The sequence below is a fragment of the Variovorax paradoxus genome, from assembly GCF_024734665.1.
Lineage (GTDB): Bacteria > Pseudomonadota > Gammaproteobacteria > Burkholderiales > Burkholderiaceae_C > Variovorax.
In genome coordinates this window covers 4709539-4734097 of the sequence record NZ_CP102931.1, presented here as the reverse complement: position 1 = coordinate 4734097, position 24559 = coordinate 4709539, and the positions used below count along the sequence as shown (strand labels likewise).

Sequence of the window (24559 nt, the reverse complement as noted above, 5' to 3'; positions counted from 1 at the left end):
GCGCAAGTCGTTCATCGCTGGTAGGCCCCCGATGCATCGACCGCGCCCGGCTGCAGCACCTGCCGCACCGGCCACGACTGCCACAGCCACAACAGCTCCGACACCGCGAGCAGCGAGGCGGTACACAGCAGGAACAGCACCGTCCAGCGGCTCAGCGTGGGCAGCTTGCGCGGCGCGATGTGCGAGAGCGTGCTCGCATAGGCCCGCTCCGACACCACGCGGTCGCGGCCCGAGAAGTCGGCCTGCCGCTGGTAGACGAACTGGAACAGCTCCTCGCGGTAGCCGAGCAGGCGCGCTTCTTCGCCGCCGCCGCGGTACTTGCCCTGGAAGCCCAGCGCCAGCGCAAAGAGATACAGCCGCGCGATGTCGCGGCGCGAAGGCTCGCGGCCCGACAGCAGTTCTTCGATGCGGCTGAACACCAGGTCGCCCGCGATGTTGGTGCGGAACAGCGAAGACTCCAGCAGGTGCGCGGTCCAGCGCTCGCGGCCTATCCACGGCGTGTGCAGCAGGATCTCGTCGGCCAGCGCGGCCTTGAGGTAGCGTGCGTCGGCCACGTTCTCCAGCTCGAAGCGCGTGCTCTCGCGGCGCGATTCGAGCGACTGCAGCTCGAGCAGGTTCTCAAGGTGGCGGGCCAGCGCCTGCGCCACCATGTCGATGTCGGTCTCGCGCGATTCGGCGGTGCGGTCGCGCGCTTTCACGATCTCGTCGTAGAACGCGCGGAACTGCTTGGTAATGTGGTCGTCGACCGCGAGGTCGGGAAGGGTGCGTGCCATGGGGGTCGATCAGTCTTTGATGAACAGCACGATTTCCTGCGGAGGCTGCGCGGTAGCGCCTTCGTTCGCGTTGGCGATCACCAGCAGTTCGCCGGCTACTGTCAGCGCGGCGCTGGTCTGGATCGCGTAGAGCAGGTAGCCCGAGCCGGGGCGCAGGCCGAGCTCGTCGGCCGATTCGATGGGCCGGCGCACAGCGCCCAGCACGCGGCGTTCGCGCAACGAGGGGTAGGCCGACTGCGCGCCGACGATGGCGCTGTCCATCCAGGCGAGCAGATCCTTGTCGGACTGGCCGCGCAGGCCGACCACGATGCGCGTGCCGGCCAGCCACTGCGGCTGCAGCGTGGTCTCGAATGCGCCCTGGCGAAACTCGAACTTGTGCTCGCGGTACTCCTGGCTCACTTCGGACACCGCGTCGCGCAGCGCCAGCAGCAGCGGCTGGAACACGCGCGAGGGGTTCGCATGGTCATAGTCCATCGGCACCGGCGGCAGGCCGCCGGGCCGCAGCAGGCTCAGCGATGCCAGCAGCGCGCACAGCGACCAGTACATCGGCAGCGGATGCAGGTGCGGCGTGCGCAGCACGGCCTCGGCATGCGGCAGGCCCGAAAGCAGGCTGCGCAGCCGGTCCTTCAGTTCGAGGTGCGCGAGGCGGTCGTCCACGCGTGAAGAGGGCACAGCCGTCTGCTTCGCGACGAAGGCCGCCTTGCCGCGCAGCTGGCCCAGCAGGCCGGCGGCCGCAGTCCACAGCGGGTTGTCGCGCGCTACTTCGAGCAGCGGCGGCTGCGCGTCGCCGAGCTTCACAACTTCGTTGTCCTTGAACACCTGGCCCAGGCGCAGATGTACGTGCGTGCCGGGAGGCACCGCGCCCGCGCTGAGCGCCAGGCGCGGCAGCATGCGGGGGATGTTCGCGGGCTCGGCGTCGGACACGGCGTCTTCCACCGGCGCACCGGACACCGAGCGAAAGCGCACGGTCGCACCACGATGCCGCGCGGGGCCGGCAACCGGCAGCGTGAGGTAGATGTCGAGCGGCTCAACGGCCAGCTGGTCTTTATGCGGTGCGAGCGAGAGTTCGAGCGCACCGTGCGCGGCCTCGGCGGCCGAGTACTGCACGGCTGTGCCGTCCGGCAGGATGGCGTCGAGCGCCAGCACGCGCAGCAGGCCTGCGGGCAGCAGGCCCTGGTCGAACACCAGGCGGCGCACGCCCCAGCTGAAGGGCGCGGCGGCCAGCGTCTGCCAGGCCACGAGGGAATCGGTGCGCGCCGAGAGCTGCTGGAAGTGCTGAGGCGACAGCAGCATGCCTTCATGCCACTCGATGCGATCGGTGATGGGGGAGGCGCTGTGCACGTCAGACATGGCGGGCTCCTGCGCAGGAAGAAGAAAGATGGAATGCGGTGTTCACTGGCGAGGGTCCGGGTTGTTCAGCGTGTGGTCGACACGTCGAAGCTTTGAACGTCGAAGCGGGCGACAACGGCGCCCTTGAGGTCTTCCACCCGCACGCGATTGGCGCCGGGTGTGGTGTAGTTCGCGAAGACGAGCACGGCCGCCACGCGCTGCGAGCCGAAGGCGCTGGAGGGCACGCGAATCGTCTGGCCCGGCACCAGCTCCCACGAGAGGTACGACAGGCTCTGCGGAAAGGTCTTCTGCAGGTCGGCGCGCGCGCCGAACCACTTGGCTGCGGTGAGCTCGGTGATGCGGGCGAGCATGGTGTCGTCGAGCACCATCACCACGTCGACCGCCACCGGGCTGTTCTGGTTGGCGTCGGGCGAGGCCGACAGCGTGAGCTCGCTCCAGTTCACGCGCGTGCCCTTGGGAAACAGGCTGCCGCATGCGGCCAGCTGCGAGAGCAGCAGCAGGGCGGCGATCCATCTGAAGAGAGAAGTCTTTGTGCGGTTCATCGCGAGATTCCAGGGTTCGCCGCGGCCGAAGTCGCATACGCGGCAGAGGGCTGCGCCTGCCGCGCTCCCACGGCAATGCCCATCAGCAAAATCAGCAGGGAGGCCAGCACGCTGCAGCCCGCCAGCAGCATGACGTTTCCGCGCGTGAGCACGAAGCGCAGCGGCTTCGCGGGTGCCACGTCTGCGGCAGGCGCCGTGACACGCTCCGACGGCAGGCCCGCCGATACGACGGAAATCAGCACGCAGGTGGCCAGCAGCGTCAGCAGGTTGCGCGGCCCCTCGCAGATCAGGTCGATGGCCAGGAACAGCGCCAGCGCGGCCTCGATGGGCAGCTGCAGCATCGCCAGCACGATGCCCGCGTAGCCCACGTTGGTCAGGCTGTTGTTGCCCGCCGAGGCGAAGGCCGCAACCGTCGCGCCCATGCCGATCATTCCGATGTCGGCCGCGCTGAGCGTGCGATCGTAGAGGTTGGCCACGAACAGCGCCAGCAGCACGTAGTACAGCGCCGAGCCCGCGCGCAGGAACACCGAGGCGGTGGGCACCACCAGCTCCACGATGCCGCGGCTGAAGCCCAGCCGCGCGCTCATCGCCTCGATGGTGTGCGGAATGCTGGCCGTGGTGCTCGACGACATCAGGCTCACCAGCATCGGCGTCTTCAGGTGCTGCAGCACGTCGGCCAGCGGCTGGTTGCCGCGCCGGTGGATCACCGCGATGGCGCCCACGGCCAGCAGCGCCACCAGCGCCACGAAGTGCAGCAGGAAGCCGCTCATGGCGCGGATCGTCACCGCGTCGGTCTGCGCGAACACGTGCGCCGACATTCCGAAGGCCACCACCGGCAGCAGGATGTTGGCGCGCGCGATGATGAGTTCAAGCGTGCGGTAGATGCCCTCGAACATGTGGTTGAGCGCGGCGTGCTGCGTGCGCGCCAGCGCGGCAAAGGCCAGGCCGAACAGCAGCGCGCACGACAGGATGCCCAGCGAGCGCCCCTCCACCAGCACGCGGAAGAAGTTGTCGGGCACCAGCGTGACGCGGGGGCGCTCGATGGCCGTTGCCTGCGTGCTGCTGTCGTGCAGGCGCATTTCGAGGTCGCCGCCGTCGCCGGCCTGCTGCACCAGTTCGCCCAGGTGCTCGCGCGATTCGGCGTCCAGGTGCGCGCCCGGCGCGTTGATCCAGCCCAGCGCCAGCCCGGTGCCCGCGCAGCTCATCACCAGCAGCAATGCAAGGCCCGCGATCATCGCGATGCGCCGTCCCGGAAAGGGCAGCCCCATGGTCTGGCGCAGGCCGAAGAAGGTGGCGACCACCAGCAGCGGAATGGCCGCCATGCTCACGATTGCCAGGTAGACCTGCGCCGCCGTGTACCCCACGTCGCCCACCATGGGCGCATAGACGCCCACGACACCGCCTGCCGCCATGCACAGAAGCAGGGCGAGCAGGCTGTGGGACATGCGCGTCAGGAAACCCATGTCGGCTTGTTCCATCCCTTGTCGAGTGCGAAAGCGACCGTGGCACGGGCCAGCTCCAGCGAGCTGTCGATCAGCGTCAGGGCGCTGTGCCCGGCGGCGTTCGCGGCCTTCGCGGCGATCGGCAATTCGGTGCAGCCCATGATCACCGCGGTGGCGCCGGTGGCGGCCAGTGCTTCCAGCGCAAGCTCGAAGGCTGCCGCGCCGGCCTGCACGTCGCCGCCCTTTACGGCGCGAATGCAGGCGTCCACGTGGTCCTGGCCGGTCGTGGCGTCGGGCACGAGAAAGTCGATGCCGCGTTCGCGCAGCGCCTGCTGGTAGAAGCCCGAGGCCAGCGCGCCTCGCGTGGCGAGCACCGCCACCCGCACCGGCCGTTCGTTCGGTGCCGTGGCAATGGCGGCCACGCACGACTGCGCGATGTGGATCACCGGTGCCCGGCTGTGCTCGACCATCTGCGCATACCAGTGATGCGACGAGTTGCAGGGAATCGCGATCACGCCCACGCCGATGTCGTTGAGCACGTCAATGCCCGCGAGCAGCGAGCTCAGCGGGTCGGGCCCCGTGCCCAGGATGGCGCTGGAGCGGTCCGGCACGTGCGGCAGGTTCGCCACGATCACCGGCAGGTGCTCCTGGTCGCGCGTGGCGGGAGTGAGCTGGATGATCTTTTCCATGAAGTCCACCGTTGCCGATGGGCCCATGCCGCCGAGAACGCCGATGCGTGACATGAGTGCGTGCCCTCTAGATCTTCAGTGGCCGGGGGCACACGACAGCGACGGCCGCGGTGTTGCCGATGACTAGCACCAGCGTGCGCAGCATGTCGCACACCGGGTCCACCGCCAGGAACAGGATGAACGCCGCCTCGAAGGGCAGGCCCAGGTAGGTGCAGGTCATGCCGATCAGCGACACCGTCACCAGCCCCGTCATGCCCGCCGAGGCAAAGCCCGCGAGCACCGAGGAGGTGAGCACGATGCCGATTTCCACCGGCGACAGCGAGCGGCCGTAGATCTGCGCGATGAAAAGCGTGGCGCACACGTAGTACACGACCGGCCCGATGCGCAGCAGCGACACCGTGAGCGGCACCAGCAGCTCGACCCGCGAGCGCGCGAAGCCCAGCCGCGTGACCAGGCTCTCGATCATGATCGGCATGCAGGTGGCGCTGCTGCGCGTGGCCAGCGCCAGCGCGAAGGGGCCGCGCATGGCGTTGAGCGTTTGCCCCAGCGTGCCGTTGGAGCGCTTCCAGATGATCACGCAGGCCACCGCCAGCAGCACCGTCGACACCACCAGGAAAGCCAGCACGAAGGCACCCATCGCGCGCAGCGGCTCTATGCCCGTCTTGCCCAGCTGCGCCGCGCTCATGCAGAACAGCACCACCGGCAGTGGAAAGCTCAGCCAGCGCATCAGCGTCTGGCAGGCGTGATAGACGGTTTCGAGCGCCTGCGTGAGGCCGTCTGAAATGCGCGTGGGCACGTGCCCCACCGCCAGGCCGAACAGCAGCGCGAACACCAGCGTCTTGAGCGTGTCGCCGTTGGCCAGTGCCGTGAAGATGTTGGCGGGCACCAGGCTCACCAGCATGTCGGCGAAGCTGGCGGTCTTCTTCACTTCGTCGGTGCCGCGCAGGCTCATGGCCGTGTCGCTGGCGCTCAGGTCGCCGCCGACGATCTGGCCGAAGGTCTGCATGGTGCTGGCCGGCAGGTTCTCGCCGGGGCGAAGCAGCAGCAGCGTGGCCGCGCCGGCAATGGCCACGAAGGCCGAGAACGCGAGGAACACCAGCGCCACGCGCCCCAGCAGGCTGGCCGTGCCGCCGTCGCGAAACAGCCGCTGCAGGCTGAAGATCACGGCCGAGACCATGAAGGGCAGCGTGATCATCTTCAGCAGGTCGACGTAGATGTCGCCCACGAAACTCAGGGTGGTCGCGAGCGGGGGCGCGAGCATGCCGAAGGCCACGCCGGCCCCGAGGCTGATGATCACGACCCAGGGGTTGAGGACGAAGGCGTAGAGCTTGGAGGAATTCATGATGGGTGCGTGTTCTTTGCGGCTCAGCGGTCGAGTGCCTGCAGCACCTTCTGGATGTCCAGCTTCTCGGTGCGCTGGGCGAGGAACTGGTTGACGTAGGCCAGCAGCGTGGTGTCGGTCACGGCCACGCCGATGCCCAGCGTGTCTTCAAGATCCTTCAGCGTCACGGTGCGCAGCACGAGCGACACGGTCGGGTCGGCCTTGAGCACGCGCTTGACCTCGAACTCGTCGCGGTAGGCGCTCACGATCTCGCCCTTGTGCAGGGCCACCAGCACCTCGTTCCAGGTCGGGAACTCCTGCACCTTGGCGTGCGGGAAGTTGGTGCGCGCGTAGTCCGCGAAAGACGACTTGGCGATCACGCCGATGCTGCCGTTGAAGTTGCGAATGACCTCCGGCAGAGGCCGCCCGTGCGAGATCTGCGCGAACTTCATGCGGTTCAAGATCAGCGAGTGGTTCAGCGTGAGGTAGGCGTCGCTGAACGCAATGGTCTGCGTGCGCGCCAGCGTGCGCGACAGCTTGCTGATGGCCAGGTCGGCCTGGCCGTTGGCCAGCAGGTCGACCACCGCGTTGAAGGTGCCGGCCTCGCGGTTGAAGCGCAGCTTCACGCCCAGCTCCTTGGCGAGCGACTGCGCAAGGCCGACCTCGAGTCCGGTCCACTGGCCGGCGTCGTCGAAGAAGAAGAACGGCGGCGTGTCGACCTTGAGCATGGCCACCACGAGCTCGCCGCGCGTCACGATGCGCGCGATGTCGGGCGCGAGCAGGCGGCCGTCGGGCACGCGCACGAGGCCGTTGGTGAGCACGGGCGCCGGTGGCGCGACGGGGGCTGCCGGCTCGACCGGAAACGCGGGCGCTGCGGCGGCAGGCGCAGCGAGTGCGGCGGGCACGGCGATCACGCCCTGCGCCACGGGCCGTTCGCCTGCCGCGCCAGCGGGGCCGCCCGCGCAGAGGCCGGCCAGCGCCAGCAATGTCGGAAGGGCGAGGCGACGCAGCGCGCTGTGCATGCCCGTGAGGTGTCGTGTGTTGTTCGACATGCTTGGATCTACTTTGGTCATTGGGTGGAGGCGGCGGGAGCCGGCGCGGCTGCGGGGGCAGGTGCGGGGGAGGGCGACTGCATTGGCGCGGGCGCCGTGACGGCAGGAGCAGCAGCGATGGGCGCGGGCGCCAGCAGCTTGCCGATCTCCACGCCCATCAGGAACAGCAGGACGCACAGCAGCACCAGGCAGGTCACCGTGATGGCGACCATGCGGGAGCTCATCGTGAAAACGTATTGAGACATGGGGTGGGCAGGAGTAGGTGGTGACCAGGTCAGGGGACCATTGAAGTGAACTGCCCCGGCACGACGACCTGGATCACGCCGCCCCAGTTGCATGCGAGCTTCGAGCTGTCCTGCAGGGCGGGAATGCTGCCGACCAGCACCGTGGGCGAGCCGGGTGCCCAGGGCGCGGCCGTCACCGGAATGCAGGGCATCGGCGTGAAGGCACCGAGCGCGGCGGCGGTGGCTGCGGCCACCATCGGGTTCGACATGCTGTTGCAGGTGCCGAAGGGCAGGATGTTGGCGATCGGCTTGTTGTCCATGATGGTGGCGGCCGGCACGCCGCTGGTGACCACCGCGTTCACCGGCAGCACCACGAGGTTGGAAGGCGCGGCGCCGAAGCTGCACTGCAGCGTGGCCCCCATGCAGACGTGCATGCCCATGGCTCAGCCTCCCCTCACGATTTTTTCCAGGCTCTTCATGAAGCCCGGCGATGCGGCCGTCTCCACGACCTCGCGGCCCGTCTGGTCGAAGCGGCGCGGGTTGCCGTGCGGCTTGCCCTGGCGGTAGGCGATTTCTTCCATCAGCTGCCCGTTGGGCCAGAAGCGCTGCAGCGGGCCGTGCAGCACGCTGGCCACGTAGGTGGACGACTGCGCCACGCCGCCGCTTGCCAGGTAGTCGAGCACTTCACCGTTGAGCAGGCCGGCGCGGTACTGCTCGCGCCGCACCATGCGGCCTTCGTTGTAGTAGGTGGCTTCGCCTTCGAGGCGGCCGGCCACGTAGCGCAGCCGCGCCGTGACGTCGCCTGACTCGGCGTATGCCACGGCATCGCCGTGCAGCGTGCCGCGCACGTGCTGGTGCGTCTGCATGAGCTTGCCGCTGGGGTAGTAGCTGCGCGTGGTGCCTTCGGCCACGCCGCCGAAGCGCTGCGTTTCCTGCAGCAGCTGGCCGCGTTCGTCGAACAGGCGCATGGCGCCGTGCGGCACGCCGGCTTGATAAGAAGCCTCCATCGCGGGCTTGCCCGCGGCCGAGAACACCTGCATCGGCCCGTGCGGCACGTCGCCCAGGAACGACGCGCGCACCACCGTCTGGCCTGCACCGTCGAGGGCTTCGCGCACCACGGCCTCGGGCACCGAGGCCAGGTCTTTTGTTGGGAGGGAAGGAAGTGCCATGGCGTTCAATCGTTCAATTGATCTTCACCAGCCCGCCCTTGAGCGTGACCATGCCGCCGCCTTCGACGGCGTTCATGCCCGAGGCCTTGCTGCTGATCGAAGGCGCCTCGTTCGACAGCGAGGCGCCGCCCTTGGCCGACAGCGCCACGCCGGCCTCGGCCTTGAAGTTGATGCCGGCGTTGGCGCCCAGGTCGGTGCCGGCCTTCAGGTCCAGCGTCTGGGCCGACTTGATGAGCAGGGTGCCTGTCACGTCGATCACCAGGTTGCCCGTGACCTTGAGCTCGTAGTTGCCGGTGACCGTCTGCGTGAAGTTGGCCTTGTTGTCGTGCGTTTCGTTGCCCGTGACGTCCAGCGCGCGTGTGCCCTTCACCGAGTGGATTTCGTTGCCCGTGTCGACCTTGACCGTGCGGTTGCCCTTTGTGACGGTGTGGAGCTCGTTGCCGGCCATCACCGTGGTGGTCAGGTCGTTCTCGATTTCCACGCGCATGTCTTTCTGGGCGTGCAGGTAGAACTCTTCGGAGCCCTTCTTGTCCTCGAAGCGCATTTCGTTGCCCGCGTCGCCGGTCTTGGTCGAGCGCGAGCGGATCGTGCTTTGCGACGACATGCCAGGCAGGGTGACCGGCGTGGGGTTCGTGCCGTTGTAGACGCTGCCCGAGACCAGCGGCCGGTCGGGATCGCCATCGACATAGCTCACGACCACCTCCTGCCCGATGCGCGGCAGGAAGAGGGCGCCCCAGCCCTTGCCGGCCCACATCTGCGAGACGCGGATCCAGCACGAACTCTTGTCGTTCTTCTTGCCCAGCTGGTCCCACGGAAACTGCACCTTGATGCGCCCGTGCTCGTCGGTCCAGATTTCTTCGCCGGCCGGGCCCACCACCTGCGCCGTATGGTTGCCGGCCACCACCGGTCGCGGCGTGAGGCGTTGCGGGCGAAAGGGCAGCTCGGGAGGCAGGGTCTCGAAGCTGTTGCTGTAGTGCTCGCGCTCGGCGTGGTGCCGCACGCTGTGCACCACGTGCTTCACGTTGAGATCCTCGCGAGCATGCTCTTCCAGCGTGAAGGTGGTGCCCGGCGTCAGGTAGTGGCAATGGCTGTCGCCGCGGCCCGACTGGCTGCCGGTCTGGTGCATTTCCAGGCGGATGCGCGCGCGCGCCGCGCCGGCCGCCGCAGGCACGCGCGAGGGATATTCGTAGTCGAGGCCGCGCCCGATCTTTCCATCGTGCTGCTGCCGCAGATCGGTGTCGGGCGTGAGGAAGTCGTAGTCGTCCACCGCCTGGTCCTTGGTCACCAGCCGGGCGTCCGACTCGAAGCGGGTAACGGCATGGGTGTGGGCGTAGCCTTCCTCGCTGTTGCGCATGACGAGCTTTTCCGCGTGGGGGCAGGGCATGCACGCCGAGTTGCTGTCGGCCAGCACCAGCGTGTGCGCGCCGTCCGCGAAGGTGAAGAAGTAGAAGATGCCTTCCTCTTCCATCAGGCGCGAGACGAAGTCGAAGGCCGTCTCGTCGTAGCGCACGCAGTATTCGCGAGGTGCGTAGGTGCCCTGCAGCTGCGTGCTGAAGGCCACGCCGAACTCGCCGAGCACCTTCTGCAGGATGTCGGGCGTGCTCATGCTCTGGTAGATGACGCGGTCGCGCCCCAGCGTGAGCAGCCACATGCGCGGCACGAGTTCGAGCGAGTAGGTCGCGAAGTCCCGGTTGCTGCCCAGGTAGGTGAAGCGCGAGACGATGCCGTTGAAGAAGCGGGTTTCCTTCTCGGGCCGTTGCAGCGCAACCGTGGCGGAGGTGCCGATCAGGTCGGCGGCCTTCAGCTCGCTCGAAGGGGAGCGCATGGTGAGCGAGCACGCGAACAGCTGCGACAACCCCTCGGCGGCCTGGAAGGCGTCGAGCAGCAGTTCGTCCGGCCCGAGCACGGTCTTCACCGTCAGGAAGGCGGCGTGCTGGGTGAAGCCTTCGCGCATGTTCATCTATCAGCTCAGCGTTGCCGGTTCGAAGCTGAAGGCGAACGCGCCGTCGCCGTCCATGCCCATGTGCACCGCGGTGAACGCGGCGGCCATCGAGATGCGCTCCAGCACCTGGCGCGACAGCTCGGGCAGCACCGCATGGGCCAGGATGTGGTCGATGTTGCGCGCGCCGCTGTCCACCTCGGTGCAGCGCGCGGTAATGGCGTCTTCCACCTGCACGTCCCAGGTGAAGGCGGCGTGGTGGTTCAGCGCGAAGCGCCGCGCCAGCTTGCCTAGCTTGAGGTTCACGATCGAGCGGATCTGCTCGTCGCCAAGGTGGTGATAAGGCACCAGTGCCAGCCGGCCCAGGAAGGCGGGGCTGAACTGCTTGAGCAACTCGGGGCGCAGCCGCTCCACAAGCTCCTCGGGGTCGGGCCTGCGGCCGCCTTGCGAGGCCTGCGTGATCACGTCCTGTGCGGCGTTGGAGGTGAGCAGGATCAGCGTGTTCTTGAAGTCGATCTGCACGCCTTCGCCGTCTTCCATCGTGCCCTTGTCGAACACCTGGAAGAACAGCTCCAGCACGTCGGGGTGGGCCTTCTCCATTTCGTCGAGCAGCACCACGCTGTAGGGGCGGCGGCGCACGGCCTCGGTCAGCACGCCGCCGCGCCCGTAGCCCACGTAGCCGGGCGGCGCGCCCTTGAGGCTGGAGACGGTGTGCGCCTCCTGGAACTCCGACATGTTCACGGTGATGACGTTGCGCTCGCCGCCATACAGCAGGTCGGCCAGCGCGAAGGCCGTCTCGGTCTTGCCCACGCCGCTGGGGCCCACCAGCATGAACACGCCCACGGGCTTGCCGGGGTCGTCGAGGTCGGCGCGGAAAGTGCGCACGCGCCGCGCGATGGCGTCGAGCGCGTCGTCTTGTCCGACCACGCGCTCGGCGAGCTTTTCCTTCAGGTTGAGCACCGTGTGCAGCTCGTCGGTCATCATCTTGCCGACCGGAATGCCGGTCCAGCCGGAGATGACCTCGGCCACCATCACGCCGTCGACGCACACGGGTACCATGGGCTCGTCGCTCTGCAGCGCCTCCAGGCCCTTCTCGAGGCGGCGCAGCGCGGCGGTGAGCAGCGCGGGGTCGTTCTCCTCGTCGGGCGGTGGTGCGTTGTCGCGCAGGCTGTCAGAAATCTTGCGGCGCAGCGCGACGATTTCCATCACCGCGTGCTTTTCCTCGTCGACCTTGTCGGACAGGCGCTTGTGCTTCTGGCGCAGCAGGTCGAGCCGCGCGGTGAGTGTGGCGATCGCGTCCTGGTGGTCGCCGCCGGTGGCCGCCTCGTGGCGCAGCACGCGCAGCTCGCTCTCGCCCGTGGAGATGTCGCGCGCGGCCGATTCGAGCTCGGCCGGCAGCCCGTTCTGCCCGATGGCCACGCGCGCGCAGGCAGTGTCGAGCACGCTGATGGCCTTGTCGGGCAGCTGGCGGCCGGTGATGTAGCGGTGCGAGAGCTTGACAGCCTCGCGCACGGCGTCGTCGACGATCTCCACGCCGTGGTGCTTCTCCAGCGTTTCGACCATGCCGCGCAGCATGTCGATGGCGATTTCTTCGCTCGGCTCCTCGACCTTCACGACCTGGAAGCGCCGTGCCAGAGCCGGGTCGCGCTCCACGTATTTCTTGTACTCGGCCCAGGTGGTGGCGGCGATGGTGCGCAGCTCGCCGCGCGCGAGCGCAGGCTTGAGCAGGTTGGCCGCGTCGCCCTGGCCCTCGGCGCCGCCCGCGCCGATGAGCTGGTGCGCCTCGTCGATGAACAGGATCACCGGCGTGGGCGAGGCCTTGACCTCGGCGATGACCGACTTGAGCCGGTTCTCGAACTCGCCCTTCACGCCGGCGCCCGCCTGCAGCAGTGCCAGGTCGAGCGAGCGCACCGACACCTGGCGCAGCGCGGGCGGCACGTCGCCCTGCACCACGCGTTGCGCGAAGCCTTCGACCACCGCCGTCTTGCCGACGCCGGCCTCGCCGGTGAGGATGGGGTTGTTCTGGCGGCGGCGCAGCAGCACGTCGATGATCTGGCGGATCTCGCCGTCGCGGCCACGGATGGGGTCGATCGCGCCGTCGCGCGCGAGCTGCGTCATGTCGACGGTGTACTGGTCAAGCGAGGGCGTGGCCGAGTTGTTGCGGCGCGCGGTGGGCATCTGCAGCGGAGGCGCACCGGCGTCTGGCGCCGATGGCGCAGCCGACTGATTCGCGGCAGGTGCCGAGGCTATCGGCGCGGCGGACAGTGCCGAGGCGGCCGCATCTTCAGGAGACGATTGCAGCAGGCCGGCGAGTTCATCGCGCAGCGTGCCGCGCGGAATCTGCAGCAGCGCGGGTGCGGCGTCGACCAGGCGGCCGCGCAGGCGGTCTACATCGAGCAGTGCCAGCATCAGCGTGCCCGAGCGGATGTGCTGCTGGCCTAGCAGCATCGAGCTCATGAGCCAGGCCTCCTGGAACAGCGGCGCGAAGTCGGGCGTCAGGCTCGGCGTGCGGCCGTTGCCGCGCTTGAAGGTGTCGAGCGACTTCTGCAGTTGTGCCTGCACGGTGTCGGGGCGCAGGCCGAAGCGGCCGAACACCAGCCGCAGGTCGGGCGCGTCGTTGTCCACCAGCTTCAGCAGCAGGTGTTCGAGGTCGACGTTGTAGTGAGTCTGCTGCACGCACAGCTCGGCGGCCTGTTCCATGGCGCGCTTGCATTCCGGGTTGAGCCGGCCGAGCAGGGTGCGGATGTCGATGTCCATGAGTAGTGTTCGGGTCAGGCGCCGGGCGCGTCGCCGCCGTCGCTGGTCAGGGTGTGATGAACGGGCGGCAGTGCGCCGCGAAAGGTCGGGCCCGCGACCCACGAGGTCCAGCCCAGTCGCATCGGGTTCGCGGCGCCGAGCACGCTGCTGCGCAACTCGGTGGGAGCGAGGCTCAGCTCCATCTCGACCTTCAGGTCTTGCGGAATGAAGCGGCGCACCAGCCATTTGGCGAGCGCATGGTCGGCACCGCGTGGCAGCAGGGCGCGCAGGCGCTGCTGGCTCAGGTTGCTGAAGGTGAGGCGGATGCCGGCGCCCTGGTCCCACACGCGCTTGCCAAGCACGGCGCCGCCGCCCAGCGGCGTGCGCATGTCCAGCCGCGCCGAGGCATCGGGCTCCAGCGCGAGCCAGCGGCCACGGAACTGCGTGCCGTGCACCTGCACGCCGAGGCGGTCACGCAGCAGGGCCAGCAGCGCGGTCATGCCGCGCGGCGCGCCGCCGAGCAGGCCGGCATGGCGCAGCCACAGGGCAGAGCCGTCGGGTGCGCGCACGCCGGCGCGCAGGCCCAGTGCGCTGGCCGCATCGAGCGTGGACGCCAGCGTGGAGCTCGAAGGCGACTGCGGGTTGAGCGCCACGTGGTGCTTGCGGCGGCTGCGGTACAGGAAGGCCAGGAAGCGGTGATTGAAGATGTCGAGGAAGTCCCCCGTCGCGTGGTCGCGCTGCTGCCGGCGCTCCAGCAGCATCTCGGTGAAGGGCATCGGCAGCGGGCCGCCGCTGCCGCCCAGCGAAAGGGCGGGCGTGGTGAGCTCGAAGGGCTCGCCGGTCGATGCATCGGTGCCGACTTCGCGCACGTCGCTGGCTTCGAACGCCAGCGTGACGAAGGCATGCAGCCGCACGGCCTCGCGTTCGCGCGGGCCTTGCGAGCGGCCCACGGGCACCGCCTCGGGCGCGGCGCGCTCGAGCAGGCTGATGGCCTGGAACAGGTTGAAGTCCTGCGGGCGGGCGGTGAGTTGTTCGATCACAGAACCACCTGCCGGCCCGTCATCGGAGCCCACTGTTTTCTGACCTCTTCGCCGTTGCGCACCACGAGGCGAACGAAGGAGTTCACCGAGGTGTACATCGCGAAGAAGCGCGCCAGCACGGCCGACATCATGAGAGGGGAGCCGCCGACGAAGGCGTCGTCCTCGAATTCGAGCGTGACCTGCGTGCCGCGGCAGTAGCCACGCCAGGCTTCGGTGCCCACGTGCGCGGTGACGCCGCGCGCAGAGAGCCCGGCAATGCCGCGGATCTGCGCATGGTCGCGCCGGCTGTCGGAGGCGAACAGAAGCAGCATCTCGCGCAACTGCTCGCGGCCGGTGGAGCCGTCAACCAGCGACTGGTGGTTGAGCGTGAGCAGCGACACCAGCCGCCACAGCGTTTCGCTGCCCAGCGGCGGATCGCGCTGCGCGGTGGGTTCGTACAGGCAGCGCACGTGCGTGGGCTGCGATGGGCCTTCGGCCACAAGGCGCGCGCCCACGGGCACTTGCTCGGCCAGCCGCCGGTTGGTGCACAGCAGGTGGGCATAGACCACGGGTTGCGCGGGCCGGCTGTGTGTCTTGCCCTGGTCGACGAAGGACAGGAAGACGTCGGTGCCGGGAATGTTCTGGCGCAGGCAGGGCTCGCGCCGCGCGGCCCAGAACACCGCACCGCCTTGCGCGCCCTGTGCGCCGTCCACGTGGCCCAGCGCGGCGAAGCCCGGCACGTCGACAGGCTTGTCGGCGTCCGGGTCGGAGGCGATCACCGAGACGATGGAATGCACCTCGGTGGTCGCGTCGCGCTGGCGGTCGGGCACCAGCATGTATTCGTAGTGGCGCTGGTCCATCACCAGCGGCTCGCTCACGCGCGGGAACAGGTTGACGATGGGCGTGCAGCCGAGCTGGAAGTTGTCGGCGTCGATGTGCCGCAGCACCCTGGTGGTGCGGTCGAGCTGGAACACCAGCTCGCAGCTTCGCCCGCCGCCCAGCCGCGAGCGCAGGTGATGCAGGTCGAAGAAATGAAACTTGCGCGGAAACGCGAAGTACTCCTGCAGCAGGCCGTAGGCGGGCTGTGCGTTGGCGGGTTGCGGCAGAACTTCTTCGCCTTCGGCAAAGCCGACTTCGCGCCACGCGTCGGCCGGCAGCATCTGCAGCGCGCCGCCTTCGGGGGTGACGCCTACCGACTTCACGCCCGACACCAGCGCGTCGTACAGCGGCATCGTGGTCATCCAGTCGCCTTGCAGGTGGATGCGCAGGCTGTCGATCTCCAGCTCGGAGAAGTCGGCCTCGGTATTGCATTCGAGCCTGAGTCGCAGCACGGCGTCGGCGTCGATGGCGGCGTGCGCGATGCGCAGCGGCCACAGCACGGTGTCCCATGCGGTGCGGAAGCGGCATTCCTGCGACTGCGTGGCCTGCGTCCTCGCATGCAGCATGGTGTGGCGCGGCACGCGAAAGCCCGCCGTGACCTTGCCCTGCGCCGGATCGAGCCCGAACTGCGCCACCGACATCGAGGGCAGCGGCTGCACCAGCGACGGGCAGAGGTTGTCGAGCAGCGCGTAGGCGACGTCGGGAAATTCCTGGTCGAGGTCGCGATGCACGCGAGCCGACAGGAAGGCCACCGACTCGATCAGCCGTTCGGTGTGCGGGTCCAGCGATTCGCCGCCGTGCAGCGAGAGGCGCGAGGCGACCTTGGGATAGCGTTGGGCGAAGTCCGACCCCTGTCCTCGCAGATAGGACAGTTCGCGCTTGTAGTACTGCAGCAGGTCACTGTGCTGGATGTCGGACACGTCAGGCGATCTTCATCAGGCTGTCGGGCGTGCCGAGCAGCATTTCGAAATCAACGTGGCGCAGCGCGAGCCCGGCCCGCGCCTGCGCGCCGATGCGCACCAGCGCCACTTCATGCCGGTTGGGCGTGGCGCTCACTTGCACGCTCACGTCCGTCAGGCGCGGCTCGTAGCGCTGCACCGCCTGGCGCAGCGTGGCAGCCAGCTGCTGCAAGTCGGCGGCGTTCTGCGCGCTGAGCGCGGAGAAATCCGGAATGCCGTACTCCAGCACCGTGCCACTGCCCTGCGCATAGTCGGAGGCCGACAGCGGCGAGCGCGTGTTGAACAGGCGGCGCAGCTCACGACCAATGGAGTCCTGCAAGGACTCCATCGTTTCGAGATGAGCAGCGCCGCGGGCGTGCTCGGACGGCGCCGACGCCAGCCGGTCGAACAGGGGCGCGACGCCCCCTTTGATGAGTTCGGACACGGTAGGCGCCGGGTGTCAGCGTCGAGCCGTCATGCGACCGCGACGTTCTTCGAGAGATCCCAGCCGAACGGTGCGATGCCTTCCTGGCCGCCTTCTTCCTTCTGCTTCGTGTACTCGACCTTGATGGCCGCGTAGTTCAGGGAGACGCTTTCCTGCGGCAGGTCACCGCCGCTGGACACCGAGAGGCCGCTGAGGATGACGTCGGTCAGGGTCACGACCATCAAGGGCAGCAGGCCGCTCTTGTCTTCGCGCGGGAAGGTGATGATGGTGTCGCCCGCGAACACCTCGCCGCCGGCGAGCTTCTGCAGCAGCTGGGGCGTGGCCGAGTCGCTGGTGCGGGTCACGGTGATTTCGGAGAAGCTGGGCTTGCCCGCGGTGCGTTCCTGGTTGGAGGTGCCCGCCGTCACGGCAAGGCCGGCGCCGAACTGGAAGCTCTGGACTTCCAGTTCGTCCTTGTGGCCCTCAATCTGGGTTTGGCCGGTGACACCTGGGATCTTGAGATAGATAGGCATGTGAATGTTCTTTCAGTGAATCTGTTGGTTCGTCTGTCGATGCAGATGAATGAAGGGGGCGATCAGGCGGCAGCAGCCGGCAGGTCGGCCACCAGGCGGATCGAGGCCGAGAGTTCTTCGAGCTGGAAGTGCGGCTTCAGGAAGGCGATGGCGCGGTACGAGCCCGGCTTGCCCGGAACTTCGGTCACGTCCACGCGGGCCTGGCTCAGCGGGTACTTGGCCTTCATGGCCTGCGGCGCCGAGGGGCTCACCAGCACGTAGTTGGCAACCCAGTTGTTCAGGTGCTTCTGCATGTCGGCCTGCGTCTGGAAGCTGCCGATCTTGTCGCGCACGATCACCTTCAGGTAATGCGCGAAACGCGAGGCCGCCAGGATGTAGGGCAGGCGAGCCGAGACTGCCGCGTTGGCGTTGGCCGAATCCTTGTCGTACACCTTGGGCTTGTTCACGGTCTGGCCGCCGAAGAAGGCCGCGGTGTTCGAGCCCTTGGAGTTGACGATGGCGATGAAGCCCAGGTCGCTCAGTTCCTTTTCGCGGCGGTCGGTGATGGTCACTTCCGTCGGCGGCTTCAGGGCGATGTCGCCTTCGTCCGTCTTGTAGGCGTGGGCCACCATGCCGTCGACCTTGCCGCCGCCTTCGACGCCGCGGATGGCCGTGGTCCAGCCGTACAGCGAGTGAGCCTGCGTGATGCGAAGGCCCAGTTGGTAGGCCGCGTTGGCCCACAGGTACTTGCCGTGGTCGGTGCCGTCCACGTCTTCTTCGTAGTTGAAGTTCTCGACGGGAATGGTCTTGGCGCCGTAGGGCAGGCGGGCTGCGTAGCTCGGCAGCACCAGCGACACGTAGCGCGAGTCTTCCGATTCGCGGAAGCCGCGCCACGTGGCGAGCTCGGCGCTCTCGAAGGTCTTGGACAGGTCGCGCGGAATGCCGAGTTCGGTGAACGACTTGAAGTCGAACAGGGCGGGCGCGGCGGCTGCAATGAAGGGCGCGTGCGCGGCGGCGGCCACGCGGGAGATGCGCTCCAGCAGGGCGATGTCCTGCGGGTGGCGGCCGAAGTAGTAGTCGCCGATCAGCAGCGAATAGGGGTGGCCGCCGTAGGTGCCGTATTCCTCTTCGTAGATCTTCTTGAAGAGCACGCTGGTGTCGTGGTCGACGGCGGTCTCCAGGTCCTTCAGCAGGTCCTTCTTGCTCACGTTGAGCAGGCGCAGCTTCAGGTTGCTGCCGGTCTCGGTGCCGGTCACCAGGTCGTGCAGGCCGCGCCAGGAGGCTTCGAGGGCCTGGAACTCGGGGGCGTGCAGGATCGCGTTGAGCTGGTCGGTCAGCAGGCGGTCGATTTCGGCGACGCGCTCGTTGATCAGCGTGACCACGCCCTTGTCGGGGCTGGTCTTCATGCCTTCGTCGAGGATCTGCGAAGCCAGCTGACCGATCAGCTTCTTCGCGTAGGCGCCCTGCGAAGGCTCGGTCGTCATGTTGCCTTCGAGGACGATCTTGTCGAGCAGACCGAGGTCACTGGTTGTGACGGTGGTTGCTGCGCTGCCGGCTTCAGCGGCTTTGGATTTGTTGGCCATCTCTATCACCATTCAAAAGTTGCCGGATTGCGCCCGAAGGGCTGCGGCCGGCGTGGTTGATCACGCTGCCGGTGCTTCGGCTTCGGGGGACGATTGGGTTTCCGCAGCCGCTTGCGGTGCTGCGGCTGCGGCCGGGGCGGCTTGCGCTGGCGCGCTGCCGGCTTCGGCCCTGGCCTGGCTCTGGACCGTCTTCAGGTCTTCGGTGTTCAGCAGCACGCGCTCGAGCAGGTCGTCGAGTTCGTCGTTGCCGTCGAGCTTGGCGAGCAGGTCGCGCAGTTGCTGGCGGGCTTCGAGCAGCTTGGCCAGGCGGGGCACCTGGTCAACGATGGCTTCGGGGTGGAAGTCGCTGAATTCCTTGAAGCTCAGTTCGATCTTCAGGTTGCCTTCGCCCTTCATGGTGTCGGGCACCGAGAGGTCGAGGCGGGGAGTGATGTTGCCCAGAACTTCATCGAAGTTGTCGCGGTCGATTTCGACGAAGCGGCGCTCCTTGAGCTTCGGCAGCGGCTGTGCGGGCTGGCCCGACAGGTCGGCCAGCAGGCCCACGACCAGCGGCAGCTCCTTCTTTTCGATGGCGTCGCCGATCTCCACGTCATAGGTGATCTGGACGCGCGGCGGACGATTGCGTCCTACCCAGTTTTGCAGGCTATTCGACATTTTTCGCTCTCAGAAAAGGTTGAATTGACAAGAACACACGTTGAAATTTCTCGACGCTCGTCGCCTGGTTGGGGCGGTGCGCGGTCCGTTGCCGTTGCAGTCCCGGCATGCATCAAAGACGGATGGAAGATACAAATCGAGATATTTGCTAACAATCCCCAGAATTGGGGAGGGGTCCCGTTTGCGGTGGACAAAACTCAATGAAAACAAGTACCTGAGCTTTGTAAAGTTACACAAATGAGTGATTTATCACGCAAGTGGGTAGCCGAATGCTAGGCAGACGCGCCGGCTGGCGCATCGGACCAAAGTTCAATGACAGGAAGGCGGGGGCGGTGCTATCGCGCGCGTGCTCCCGCGTGCGCGGGACGGCGCGATGTGTAACTGGAATGGAGGACCCGGGGAACCCGGGTGAGCGCAGCGCGGGGCTGCGTCAATGGCGCAAACGTCGCGGGCTTCGTGCGAAGCCGCGGGGGCGCCTTGCTAGAGCTCGATGAATGCCGAAGTAGCTTTGTTCAGTGCCAGCTTGCCCTTGGCGGTGATCGATTCGACCTGGGCCAACTGGCGGATCGCGCGCGCATCGGGGGCGCGGTCCGAAGGCGGAATGAAGGCGGTCACCAACTCTGCCGCACGCAGCACGCGCAGCCTGTCGATGTCAGCCGGCGTGTGAATAACGTATGGCAATTTCTGCTCGGCGATAACCCGTAGAAATTCCATGGACATGAGCCGTCTCCTTTTGGTTGAGGGCGTTTACGGCATTGTGCGCACAAACAATTAGCGCTGTCTAAACCCTGCGCCGCGCATGCCTTTCCTCGGGTGTACCGAAGTGTTCCTTTCGCGCTGCTGGAGCCACGAAGGCGCCAGTTTGTTTCCGGTAACTCGGCGGCTAGTTGAGCGCTTGCACGGGCCACGCCGTGGTGTCCGGCATCACGATGTGCCATCGCACCGGATCGATGCCTTCGAAGGTTGCGCGATAGCGATCGGAGGTGCGGCCTTCGCCCGTCACGTCGCGGATCACGATGCTGTCGATGCGCTGCGGATGAGAGTGAAACGTTTGCGCGTAGATCTCGGGATCGGCTTCGCCCGAGTCACCCACCAGCACGAAGCGGCGCTGCGGAAATTCGGTGAGCAGCCGGTTGATCACGCCGAGCTTGTGCTCGCGCGAATCCTGCTCGCCGGGAATCAGCGTGCGCCACGTGGTGCTTTCGCGCAGATGCATGCTGCCCGCGGGAAAGTCGGCGTTGCGGATGAAATCCGAGAGCGCCGGGTAGAGCTGGATTGGACTCGCCGAAAGGTAGTGAAAGCGCGTGTCGGGCGTCTTCGCCAGCGCGCGATACCAGGCCGCCATGCGTGGCGCGGCCTCGAAGCGGCGCGCGAAAGTGTTGAGCAGCATCTCGCGCCGGTCGCGCACCTGTGTGCGCTTGATGGTGTCGTCGATGTCCGAGATGACCGACACGCCCTGCGCGGGCACAACCAGCGCATGGCCCCTGAAGCGATGCAGCAGCTCACCCGGGCCGGCCACGCCATGGAACTGCACCCACTCCTGCGGCAATGGCGACGTTGGCAGCAGTGGCGCGCGCGGTGCGTCGATCACGATGCGCAGGTTGCTGCGGCCGTCCTTGCCCGATGGCGGCATCGTCACGCGTGCGGGGCCGCCGTCGAAGTCGACGTCGATAACCTTGTCTTCTTCCGACTCCGCATGGAACAGCGCGGTGCGCTGGTTGAAGCGCAGGCGCGCGGCGGGCGAGAGCTTCTTCAGGCTCAGGCCGAGATAGCGTGCGAGGGCCGTGTTGAGCCCCCAGCGATGCTCGCGCTCGAAGATCCACGCGTGGATATCGACTTCGAGCCGGCCGTCGACGGTGGGGCGCGCTGTGCCGGTCATGAAGAGCGCTTCTTCGTCGGGCTCCAGCGGCTCGGCCGCTTGCACTGCCTGCAGCGGCGCAAGGCCCGCAAGCAGCGCTGCGCCCGCCACCAGCGACCGGCGCCGCAAGTCCGGCACGGGCAGTCGATGGGGAGCGCTGTCGCTCATTTCTTCGTGGGGGCGACGCGCTCGTAGATCACGAAGCTGAAGCCCAGGCCTTCCTTGGCCGAGACATGCGATTCGCGTTGCGTCTCGCGCCACACGGCGGCGTCGAGTTCAGGAGCGTAGGCATCGCCTTCGTAGTCGCGCGCGAGTTCGGTCACTACTGCGCGCTGCGCAAGCGGCTCGGCCTCGGCGTAGATCTGCGCGCCGCCGATGACCCATACGGCGTCGGGCTTCGACGACGACTCGCAAAGCGACAGCGCCTCTTGCAGGCTGCCCGCGCGAAGTGCGCCTTCGGCCCGCCAGTCGGCTTGCCGCGTCACCACGATGTTCTGTCGGCCCGGCAGCGGCCGGAAGCGCGGCGGCAGCGAATCCCAGGTCTTGCGGCCCATGATCACCGGCGCGCCCGCGGTCTGTTGCTTGAAGTGCGCCATGTCCTCCGGGATGTGCCAGGGGATCGTGTTGTTCGCGCCGATCACGCCGTTGGCGGCGCGGGCGAAGATGAGATTGACGTTCATGGCAGGCAAGGTATCGGCTTCAGAGCGAGTCGATTTTTATCATGTTCGCGTTGATGGTACCGGTTGGCTTGTGGAGTTCGCAGCCCGGTACGTCCATGAAGCGCGCCAGCAGGCGCGGGTTGATGGGCTCTGTGTCGAAGTAGACGGAGAGCCGCAGCAGTTCGTTCGGAGGGCAGAGAGCCGCGAGGTACGTCGCATACCGGGCGGAGAGCGCATCCTCGTCGAGGTCGTCCGCTTCCAGCTTCGCATGGTGGACGCGCGCGATCAGCAGGTTGATGTCATAGATTTCGCCGGTCTCGCTGCTCATGCGCGTGCGCGCCACCCAGCAGCCGTCGAGCGCTTTTTCCTCGCGCAGCACCTCGGACAGCAGCTGTGCGGCCCAGGGTTGCAGCGGCGTGAGGGGCACGTCCATCAGGTGGCGCCAGAAGCCCTTGCGCAGCAATCCCTGCTTCTCGGCAGCAAGGTCCCGGCGCTTCGAGAACTCGTGGATCTCGTCTTCGGTGCCGTGCAGATGTACATGCGAAAGGATGGCTTCGTAGCCCGGCACCGCAAGGCGCCTGTCCAGCTTGATGGCAGAACGCACTTGCGCAATGCCTTCGGGCCGCGCGCGATTCAGCAGCGCGAGGCCGAGGCCGTACTGGGCCAGCGCGTCGGCCGCATGCGTCCGGGCGTGGCGTTCGAGTGCCTGCAGCGTGTCGTCGGAGGCCTTGATCTCGTCTTCGGACTGCAGGTGCGCAAGTTCGACGGCATCGTCACCGGCCGCGTCTGCGAGCCGACGTGCCTGCAGCGCACGCAGCCGCAGATGACGCAAGCGCCATGCCGGCGCCTTCTGCTCGCACCATCGCGCATTCGCTGCATTGAGCTGCGTGGGCCAGTCGGCCCCCAGCAGTTGTTGGCCGGCACAGTCTGCGGGTGTCCAGTCGGGCAGATTCAGCGACGCGCCTATGGCTTCGATGCGGGCATCGAGGCTGGGATGAGTGTCGTGCACGCGCCGCGGCAGGCTGCGCGCCTCATCGAGCGCGGCCTGCAGTTTGTCGGGGGCGGTGTCGCGCACGAAGTCCGCAACGAGGTCCCAGAAGGCTGCCGGTGCATGCGGCGATTCGGCCTGCAGCTCGTTGAGTTTCCGGCGCAGGCCGTGGCGCATCAGGCTCCCGGCGATGTCCAGCTTGATGAGAGCCTGCGCGAGGTGGCCGCTACCTGTCGCCCGCACCGCCAATGCATCGGCCTCGAACTCGCAGGCGCGCGAGCGGCTCGCCGACATGCGCATGAAGCGCGGCAGGAAGGCCGAGGCAATCCACCGGCGCAGCCGATCGAGGCCAGAGTCTCGTCTTTCGTCACCGTCAAGGTAGACACGCCACTTGGCGCGGACGTTGTAGACCCAGTGCCCCAGGCGGCCGTGATGGCGTGAGAAATGCCCCAGCTCGTGCGCAATGACCGCAGTCGCCTCGTCTTTCGACAGCAACTTCAGGAGCGGCACGCCGAGCAGGAGTGTGCGCTGGCCACCGACCAACGACAGCAGCCCGCCGGAAAGGTGGGCCGCAGCGTTGAGGTCTTCGCACAGCATGACGCGGTGGATGGGAGGCGCGTCGAGTTTCTGGCGCAGCCCGTCGAGTGCTTCGAACAGCGCGGGTGCTTTCTCGCGCGGCAATTCGATGCCGGAGATGTCGAGGTTCGGCTGGAAGATCCACCAGACCCACACGGTGAGGGCCGAGCCCACTACTGCTGCTGTGGTCGGCCCGAGAAAGACCGCCTGGAGAATGATCATCGGCGCCCATCCCAGCAACGAGGCTGCCAGGAAGGTCAGCTCGGCGGCCACGGTCATTGCGACGAGGCCGGCACGCTCCGCGAATGGACGAGGCGGGACTGTGGCTCCAGCCGCGGTGCTCCCCGGCGTGGCGGGAAGGGCGTCGGGCTTCACACCGCCACGGGTGCCTTGATCGGATCGCCGTGCCGGTAGTCCAGCACTTCGAAGTCTTCGTACTGGTAGTCGAAGATCGACGCTGGCTTGCGCTTGATGTGCAGCGTTGGGTACGGGTACGGTGTGCGGCTCAGCTGCAGCGCCACCTGTTCGGCGTGGTTGCTGTAGATGTGGCAGTCGCCGCCGGTCCAGATGAAGTCGCCCACGTCGAGGTCGCACTGCTGCGCCACCATGTGCGTGAGCAGCGCGTAGCTTGCGATGTTGAAGGGCACGCCCAGGAAGATGTCGGCGCTGCGCTGGTAGAGCTGGCAGCTGAGCTTGCCGCGCTCGCCTTTGGCCTGCGGCGGCGCCACGTAGAACTGGAAGAAGGCGTGGCAAGGCATCAGCGCCATCTTCGACAGTTCGGCCACGTTCCATGCGCTCACGATGATGCGGCGCGAATCGGGGTTGGTCTTGAGGGTCTTGATGACGTCGGAAATCTGGTCGATGTGGCCGCCATCGGGCGTGGGCCAGCTGCGCCATTGCACGCCGTACACGGGGCCCAGGTCGCCGTCTTCGCGCGCCCATTCGTCCCAGATGGTGACGCCGCGCTCCTTGAGCCAGTTGTTGTTGCTCGAGCCGGTCAGGAACCACAGCAGCTCCTGGATGATGGACTTCAGGTGCACCTTCTTCGTGGTGATCAGCGGGAAGCCCTCGTTCAGGTCGAAGCGCATCTGGTGGCCGAACACGCTCTTGGTGCCGGTGCCGGTGCGGTCGCTCTTGAAGACGCCATGAGTGTCGACATGGCGCATGAAATCTTCGTACTGGGAGCGGACGGGGCGGGTGGGCGAGGTCATGTTGGGAATTTTACGGGGCGG

Annotated in this window: 23 protein-coding genes; all 23 read right to left on the bottom strand. The window is 67.3% G+C overall.

Annotated features, from left to right (window positions below):
• Window positions 1-11: 11 nt before the first annotated feature.
• Window positions 12-773 carry a DotU family type IV/VI secretion system protein gene (locus NWF24_RS22420; protein WP_093058205.1) on the bottom strand — a complete coding sequence of 254 codons (762 nt, stop codon included), beginning with the start codon at window positions 771-773 and terminating at the stop codon, window positions 12-14.
• Between the two features lie 9 nt (window positions 774-782).
• Complete coding sequence (tssK, locus tag NWF24_RS22415) at window positions 783-2123, bottom strand: type VI secretion system baseplate subunit TssK (protein WP_258350468.1); 1341 nt, start codon at window positions 2121-2123, stop codon at window positions 783-785.
• Between the two features lie 65 nt (window positions 2124-2188).
• Entirely contained in the window at window positions 2189-2665 is a 477-nt protein-coding gene (locus tag NWF24_RS22410; RefSeq protein ID WP_258350467.1) for a hypothetical protein, read from the bottom strand.
• Window positions 2662-4143, bottom strand: coding sequence for a dicarboxylate/amino acid:cation symporter (locus NWF24_RS22405; RefSeq protein ID WP_258350465.1), 1482 nt, complete (start codon window positions 4141-4143; stop codon window positions 2662-2664). The genes NWF24_RS22410 and NWF24_RS22405 overlap by 4 nt, the downstream gene beginning before the upstream one ends.
• The gene (locus NWF24_RS22400; RefSeq protein ID WP_258350464.1) at window positions 4116-4850 is read right to left on the bottom strand and encodes an aspartate/glutamate racemase family protein; all 735 of its coding nucleotides are present in this window, start codon (window positions 4848-4850) and stop codon (window positions 4116-4118) included. The genes NWF24_RS22405 and NWF24_RS22400 overlap by 28 nt, the downstream gene beginning before the upstream one ends.
• A 13-nt stretch (window positions 4851-4863) precedes the next feature.
• On the bottom strand, window positions 4864-6138 hold the full coding sequence (locus NWF24_RS22395; RefSeq protein WP_093058209.1) for a dicarboxylate/amino acid:cation symporter: 1275 nt from the start codon (window positions 6136-6138) through the stop codon (window positions 4864-4866).
• Window positions 6139-6161: 23 nt separating this feature from the next.
• The gene (locus NWF24_RS22390; protein ID WP_258350463.1) at window positions 6162-7169 is read right to left on the bottom strand and encodes an ABC transporter substrate-binding protein; all 1008 of its coding nucleotides are present in this window, start codon (window positions 7167-7169) and stop codon (window positions 6162-6164) included.
• A gap of 17 nt (window positions 7170-7186) precedes the next feature.
• Window positions 7187-7414, bottom strand: a complete 228-nt coding sequence (locus tag NWF24_RS22385) for a hypothetical protein (RefSeq protein WP_258350462.1) — start codon at window positions 7412-7414, stop codon at window positions 7187-7189.
• 29 nt (window positions 7415-7443) lie between these two features.
• Window positions 7444-7833 (bottom strand): DUF4280 domain-containing protein, encoded by a 390-nt coding sequence (locus NWF24_RS22380; protein WP_258350461.1) that lies wholly within the window; start codon window positions 7831-7833, stop codon window positions 7444-7446.
• Between the two features lie 3 nt (window positions 7834-7836).
• Entirely contained in the window at window positions 7837-8562 is a 726-nt protein-coding gene (locus NWF24_RS22375; RefSeq protein WP_258350459.1) for a toxin-antitoxin system YwqK family antitoxin, read from the bottom strand.
• A gap of 13 nt (window positions 8563-8575) precedes the next feature.
• Window positions 8576-10522, bottom strand: a complete 1947-nt coding sequence (locus tag NWF24_RS22370) for a type VI secretion system Vgr family protein (RefSeq protein ID WP_309148843.1) — start codon at window positions 10520-10522, stop codon at window positions 8576-8578.
• A 3-nt stretch (window positions 10523-10525) separates the two neighbouring features.
• Window positions 10526-13258, bottom strand: coding sequence for a type VI secretion system ATPase TssH (tssH, locus tag NWF24_RS22365; RefSeq protein ID WP_258350458.1), 2733 nt, complete (start codon window positions 13256-13258; stop codon window positions 10526-10528).
• A gap of 14 nt (window positions 13259-13272) precedes the next feature.
• A complete protein-coding gene (gene tssG, locus NWF24_RS22360) occupies window positions 13273-14277 on the bottom strand; it encodes a type VI secretion system baseplate subunit TssG (RefSeq protein ID WP_256329589.1) in 1005 nt (334 codons plus the stop codon).
• Window positions 14274-16055 (bottom strand): type VI secretion system baseplate subunit TssF, encoded by a 1782-nt coding sequence (tssF, locus tag NWF24_RS22355; protein ID WP_375338403.1) that lies wholly within the window; start codon window positions 16053-16055, stop codon window positions 14274-14276. The genes tssG and tssF overlap by 4 nt, the downstream gene beginning before the upstream one ends.
• A gap of 1 nt (window position 16056) precedes the next feature.
• On the bottom strand, window positions 16057-16518 hold the full coding sequence (gene tssE, locus NWF24_RS22350) for a type VI secretion system baseplate subunit TssE (RefSeq protein WP_258350457.1): 462 nt from the start codon (window positions 16516-16518) through the stop codon (window positions 16057-16059).
• A gap of 29 nt (window positions 16519-16547) precedes the next feature.
• A complete protein-coding gene (locus NWF24_RS22345; RefSeq protein WP_093058217.1) occupies window positions 16548-17030 on the bottom strand; it encodes an Hcp family type VI secretion system effector in 483 nt (160 codons plus the stop codon).
• A gap of 62 nt (window positions 17031-17092) precedes the next feature.
• Complete coding sequence (gene tssC / locus NWF24_RS22340) at window positions 17093-18592, bottom strand: type VI secretion system contractile sheath large subunit (protein ID WP_258350455.1); 1500 nt, start codon at window positions 18590-18592, stop codon at window positions 17093-17095.
• A 60-nt stretch (window positions 18593-18652) separates the two neighbouring features.
• Window positions 18653-19246: a type VI secretion system contractile sheath small subunit gene (tssB, locus tag NWF24_RS22335; RefSeq protein ID WP_258350454.1), complete on the bottom strand. Its 594-nt coding sequence runs from the start codon at window positions 19244-19246 to the stop codon at window positions 18653-18655.
• Window positions 19247-19726: 480 nt separating this feature from the next.
• Complete coding sequence (locus NWF24_RS22330) at window positions 19727-19966, bottom strand: hypothetical protein (RefSeq protein WP_007829428.1); 240 nt, start codon at window positions 19964-19966, stop codon at window positions 19727-19729.
• A 163-nt stretch (window positions 19967-20129) separates the two neighbouring features.
• Window positions 20130-21272 (bottom strand): phosphatidate phosphatase App1 family protein, encoded by a 1143-nt coding sequence (locus NWF24_RS22325; protein ID WP_258350452.1) that lies wholly within the window; start codon window positions 21270-21272, stop codon window positions 20130-20132.
• Window positions 21269-21784, bottom strand: a complete 516-nt coding sequence (locus tag NWF24_RS22320) for a dihydrofolate reductase (RefSeq protein ID WP_258350451.1) — start codon at window positions 21782-21784, stop codon at window positions 21269-21271. The genes NWF24_RS22325 and NWF24_RS22320 overlap by 4 nt, the downstream gene beginning before the upstream one ends.
• Before the next feature lie 19 nt (window positions 21785-21803).
• Window positions 21804-23606, bottom strand: coding sequence for a M48 family metalloprotease (locus NWF24_RS22315; RefSeq protein WP_258350449.1), 1803 nt, complete (start codon window positions 23604-23606; stop codon window positions 21804-21806).
• A gap of 92 nt (window positions 23607-23698) precedes the next feature.
• Window positions 23699-24538 (bottom strand): thymidylate synthase, encoded by an 840-nt coding sequence (locus NWF24_RS22310; RefSeq protein WP_258350447.1) that lies wholly within the window; start codon window positions 24536-24538, stop codon window positions 23699-23701.
• Window positions 24539-24559 lie beyond the last annotated feature (21 nt).

Coding starts and splice junctions, on each gene's coding strand:
- NWF24_RS22380 (WP_258350461.1), bottom strand. CDS start 7,833: ATGGGCATGCACGTCTGCATGGGGGCCACGCTGCAGTGCAGCTTCGGC.
- NWF24_RS22405 (WP_258350465.1), bottom strand. CDS start 4,143: ATGGAACAAGCCGACATGGGTTTCCTGACGCGCATGTCCCACAGCCTG.
- tssH (WP_258350458.1), bottom strand. CDS start 13,258: ATGGACATCGACATCCGCACCCTGCTCGGCCGGCTCAACCCGGAATGC.
- NWF24_RS22395 (WP_093058209.1), bottom strand. CDS start 6,138: ATGAATTCCTCCAAGCTCTACGCCTTCGTCCTCAACCCCTGGGTCGTG.
- tssK (WP_258350468.1), bottom strand. CDS start 2,123: ATGTCTGACGTGCACAGCGCCTCCCCCATCACCGATCGCATCGAGTGG.
- NWF24_RS22400 (WP_258350464.1), bottom strand. CDS start 4,850: ATGTCACGCATCGGCGTTCTCGGCGGCATGGGCCCATCGGCAACGGTG.
- NWF24_RS22315 (WP_258350449.1), bottom strand. CDS start 23,606: ATGACCGTGGCCGCCGAGCTGACCTTCCTGGCAGCCTCGTTGCTGGGA.
- tssB (WP_258350454.1), bottom strand. CDS start 19,246: ATGTCGAATAGCCTGCAAAACTGGGTAGGACGCAATCGTCCGCCGCGC.
- NWF24_RS22385 (WP_258350462.1), bottom strand. CDS start 7,414: ATGTCTCAATACGTTTTCACGATGAGCTCCCGCATGGTCGCCATCACG.
- NWF24_RS22420 (WP_093058205.1), bottom strand. CDS start 773: ATGGCACGCACCCTTCCCGACCTCGCGGTCGACGACCACATTACCAAG.
- NWF24_RS22370 (WP_309148843.1), bottom strand. CDS start 10,522: ATGAACATGCGCGAAGGCTTCACCCAGCACGCCGCCTTCCTGACGGTG.
- NWF24_RS22410 (WP_258350467.1), bottom strand. CDS start 2,665: ATGAACCGCACAAAGACTTCTCTCTTCAGATGGATCGCCGCCCTGCTG.
- NWF24_RS22320 (WP_258350451.1), bottom strand. CDS start 21,784: ATGAACGTCAATCTCATCTTCGCCCGCGCCGCCAACGGCGTGATCGGC.
- NWF24_RS22310 (WP_258350447.1), bottom strand. CDS start 24,538: ATGACCTCGCCCACCCGCCCCGTCCGCTCCCAGTACGAAGATTTCATG.
- NWF24_RS22330 (WP_007829428.1), bottom strand. CDS start 19,966: ATGTCCATGGAATTTCTACGGGTTATCGCCGAGCAGAAATTGCCATAC.
- NWF24_RS22345 (WP_093058217.1), bottom strand. CDS start 17,030: ATGCCTATCTATCTCAAGATCCCAGGTGTCACCGGCCAAACCCAGATT.
- NWF24_RS22390 (WP_258350463.1), bottom strand. CDS start 7,169: ATGTCGAACAACACACGACACCTCACGGGCATGCACAGCGCGCTGCGT.
- NWF24_RS22325 (WP_258350452.1), bottom strand. CDS start 21,272: ATGAGCGACAGCGCTCCCCATCGACTGCCCGTGCCGGACTTGCGGCGC.
- NWF24_RS22375 (WP_258350459.1), bottom strand. CDS start 8,562: ATGGCACTTCCTTCCCTCCCAACAAAAGACCTGGCCTCGGTGCCCGAG.
- tssC (WP_258350455.1), bottom strand. CDS start 18,592: ATGGCCAACAAATCCAAAGCCGCTGAAGCCGGCAGCGCAGCAACCACC.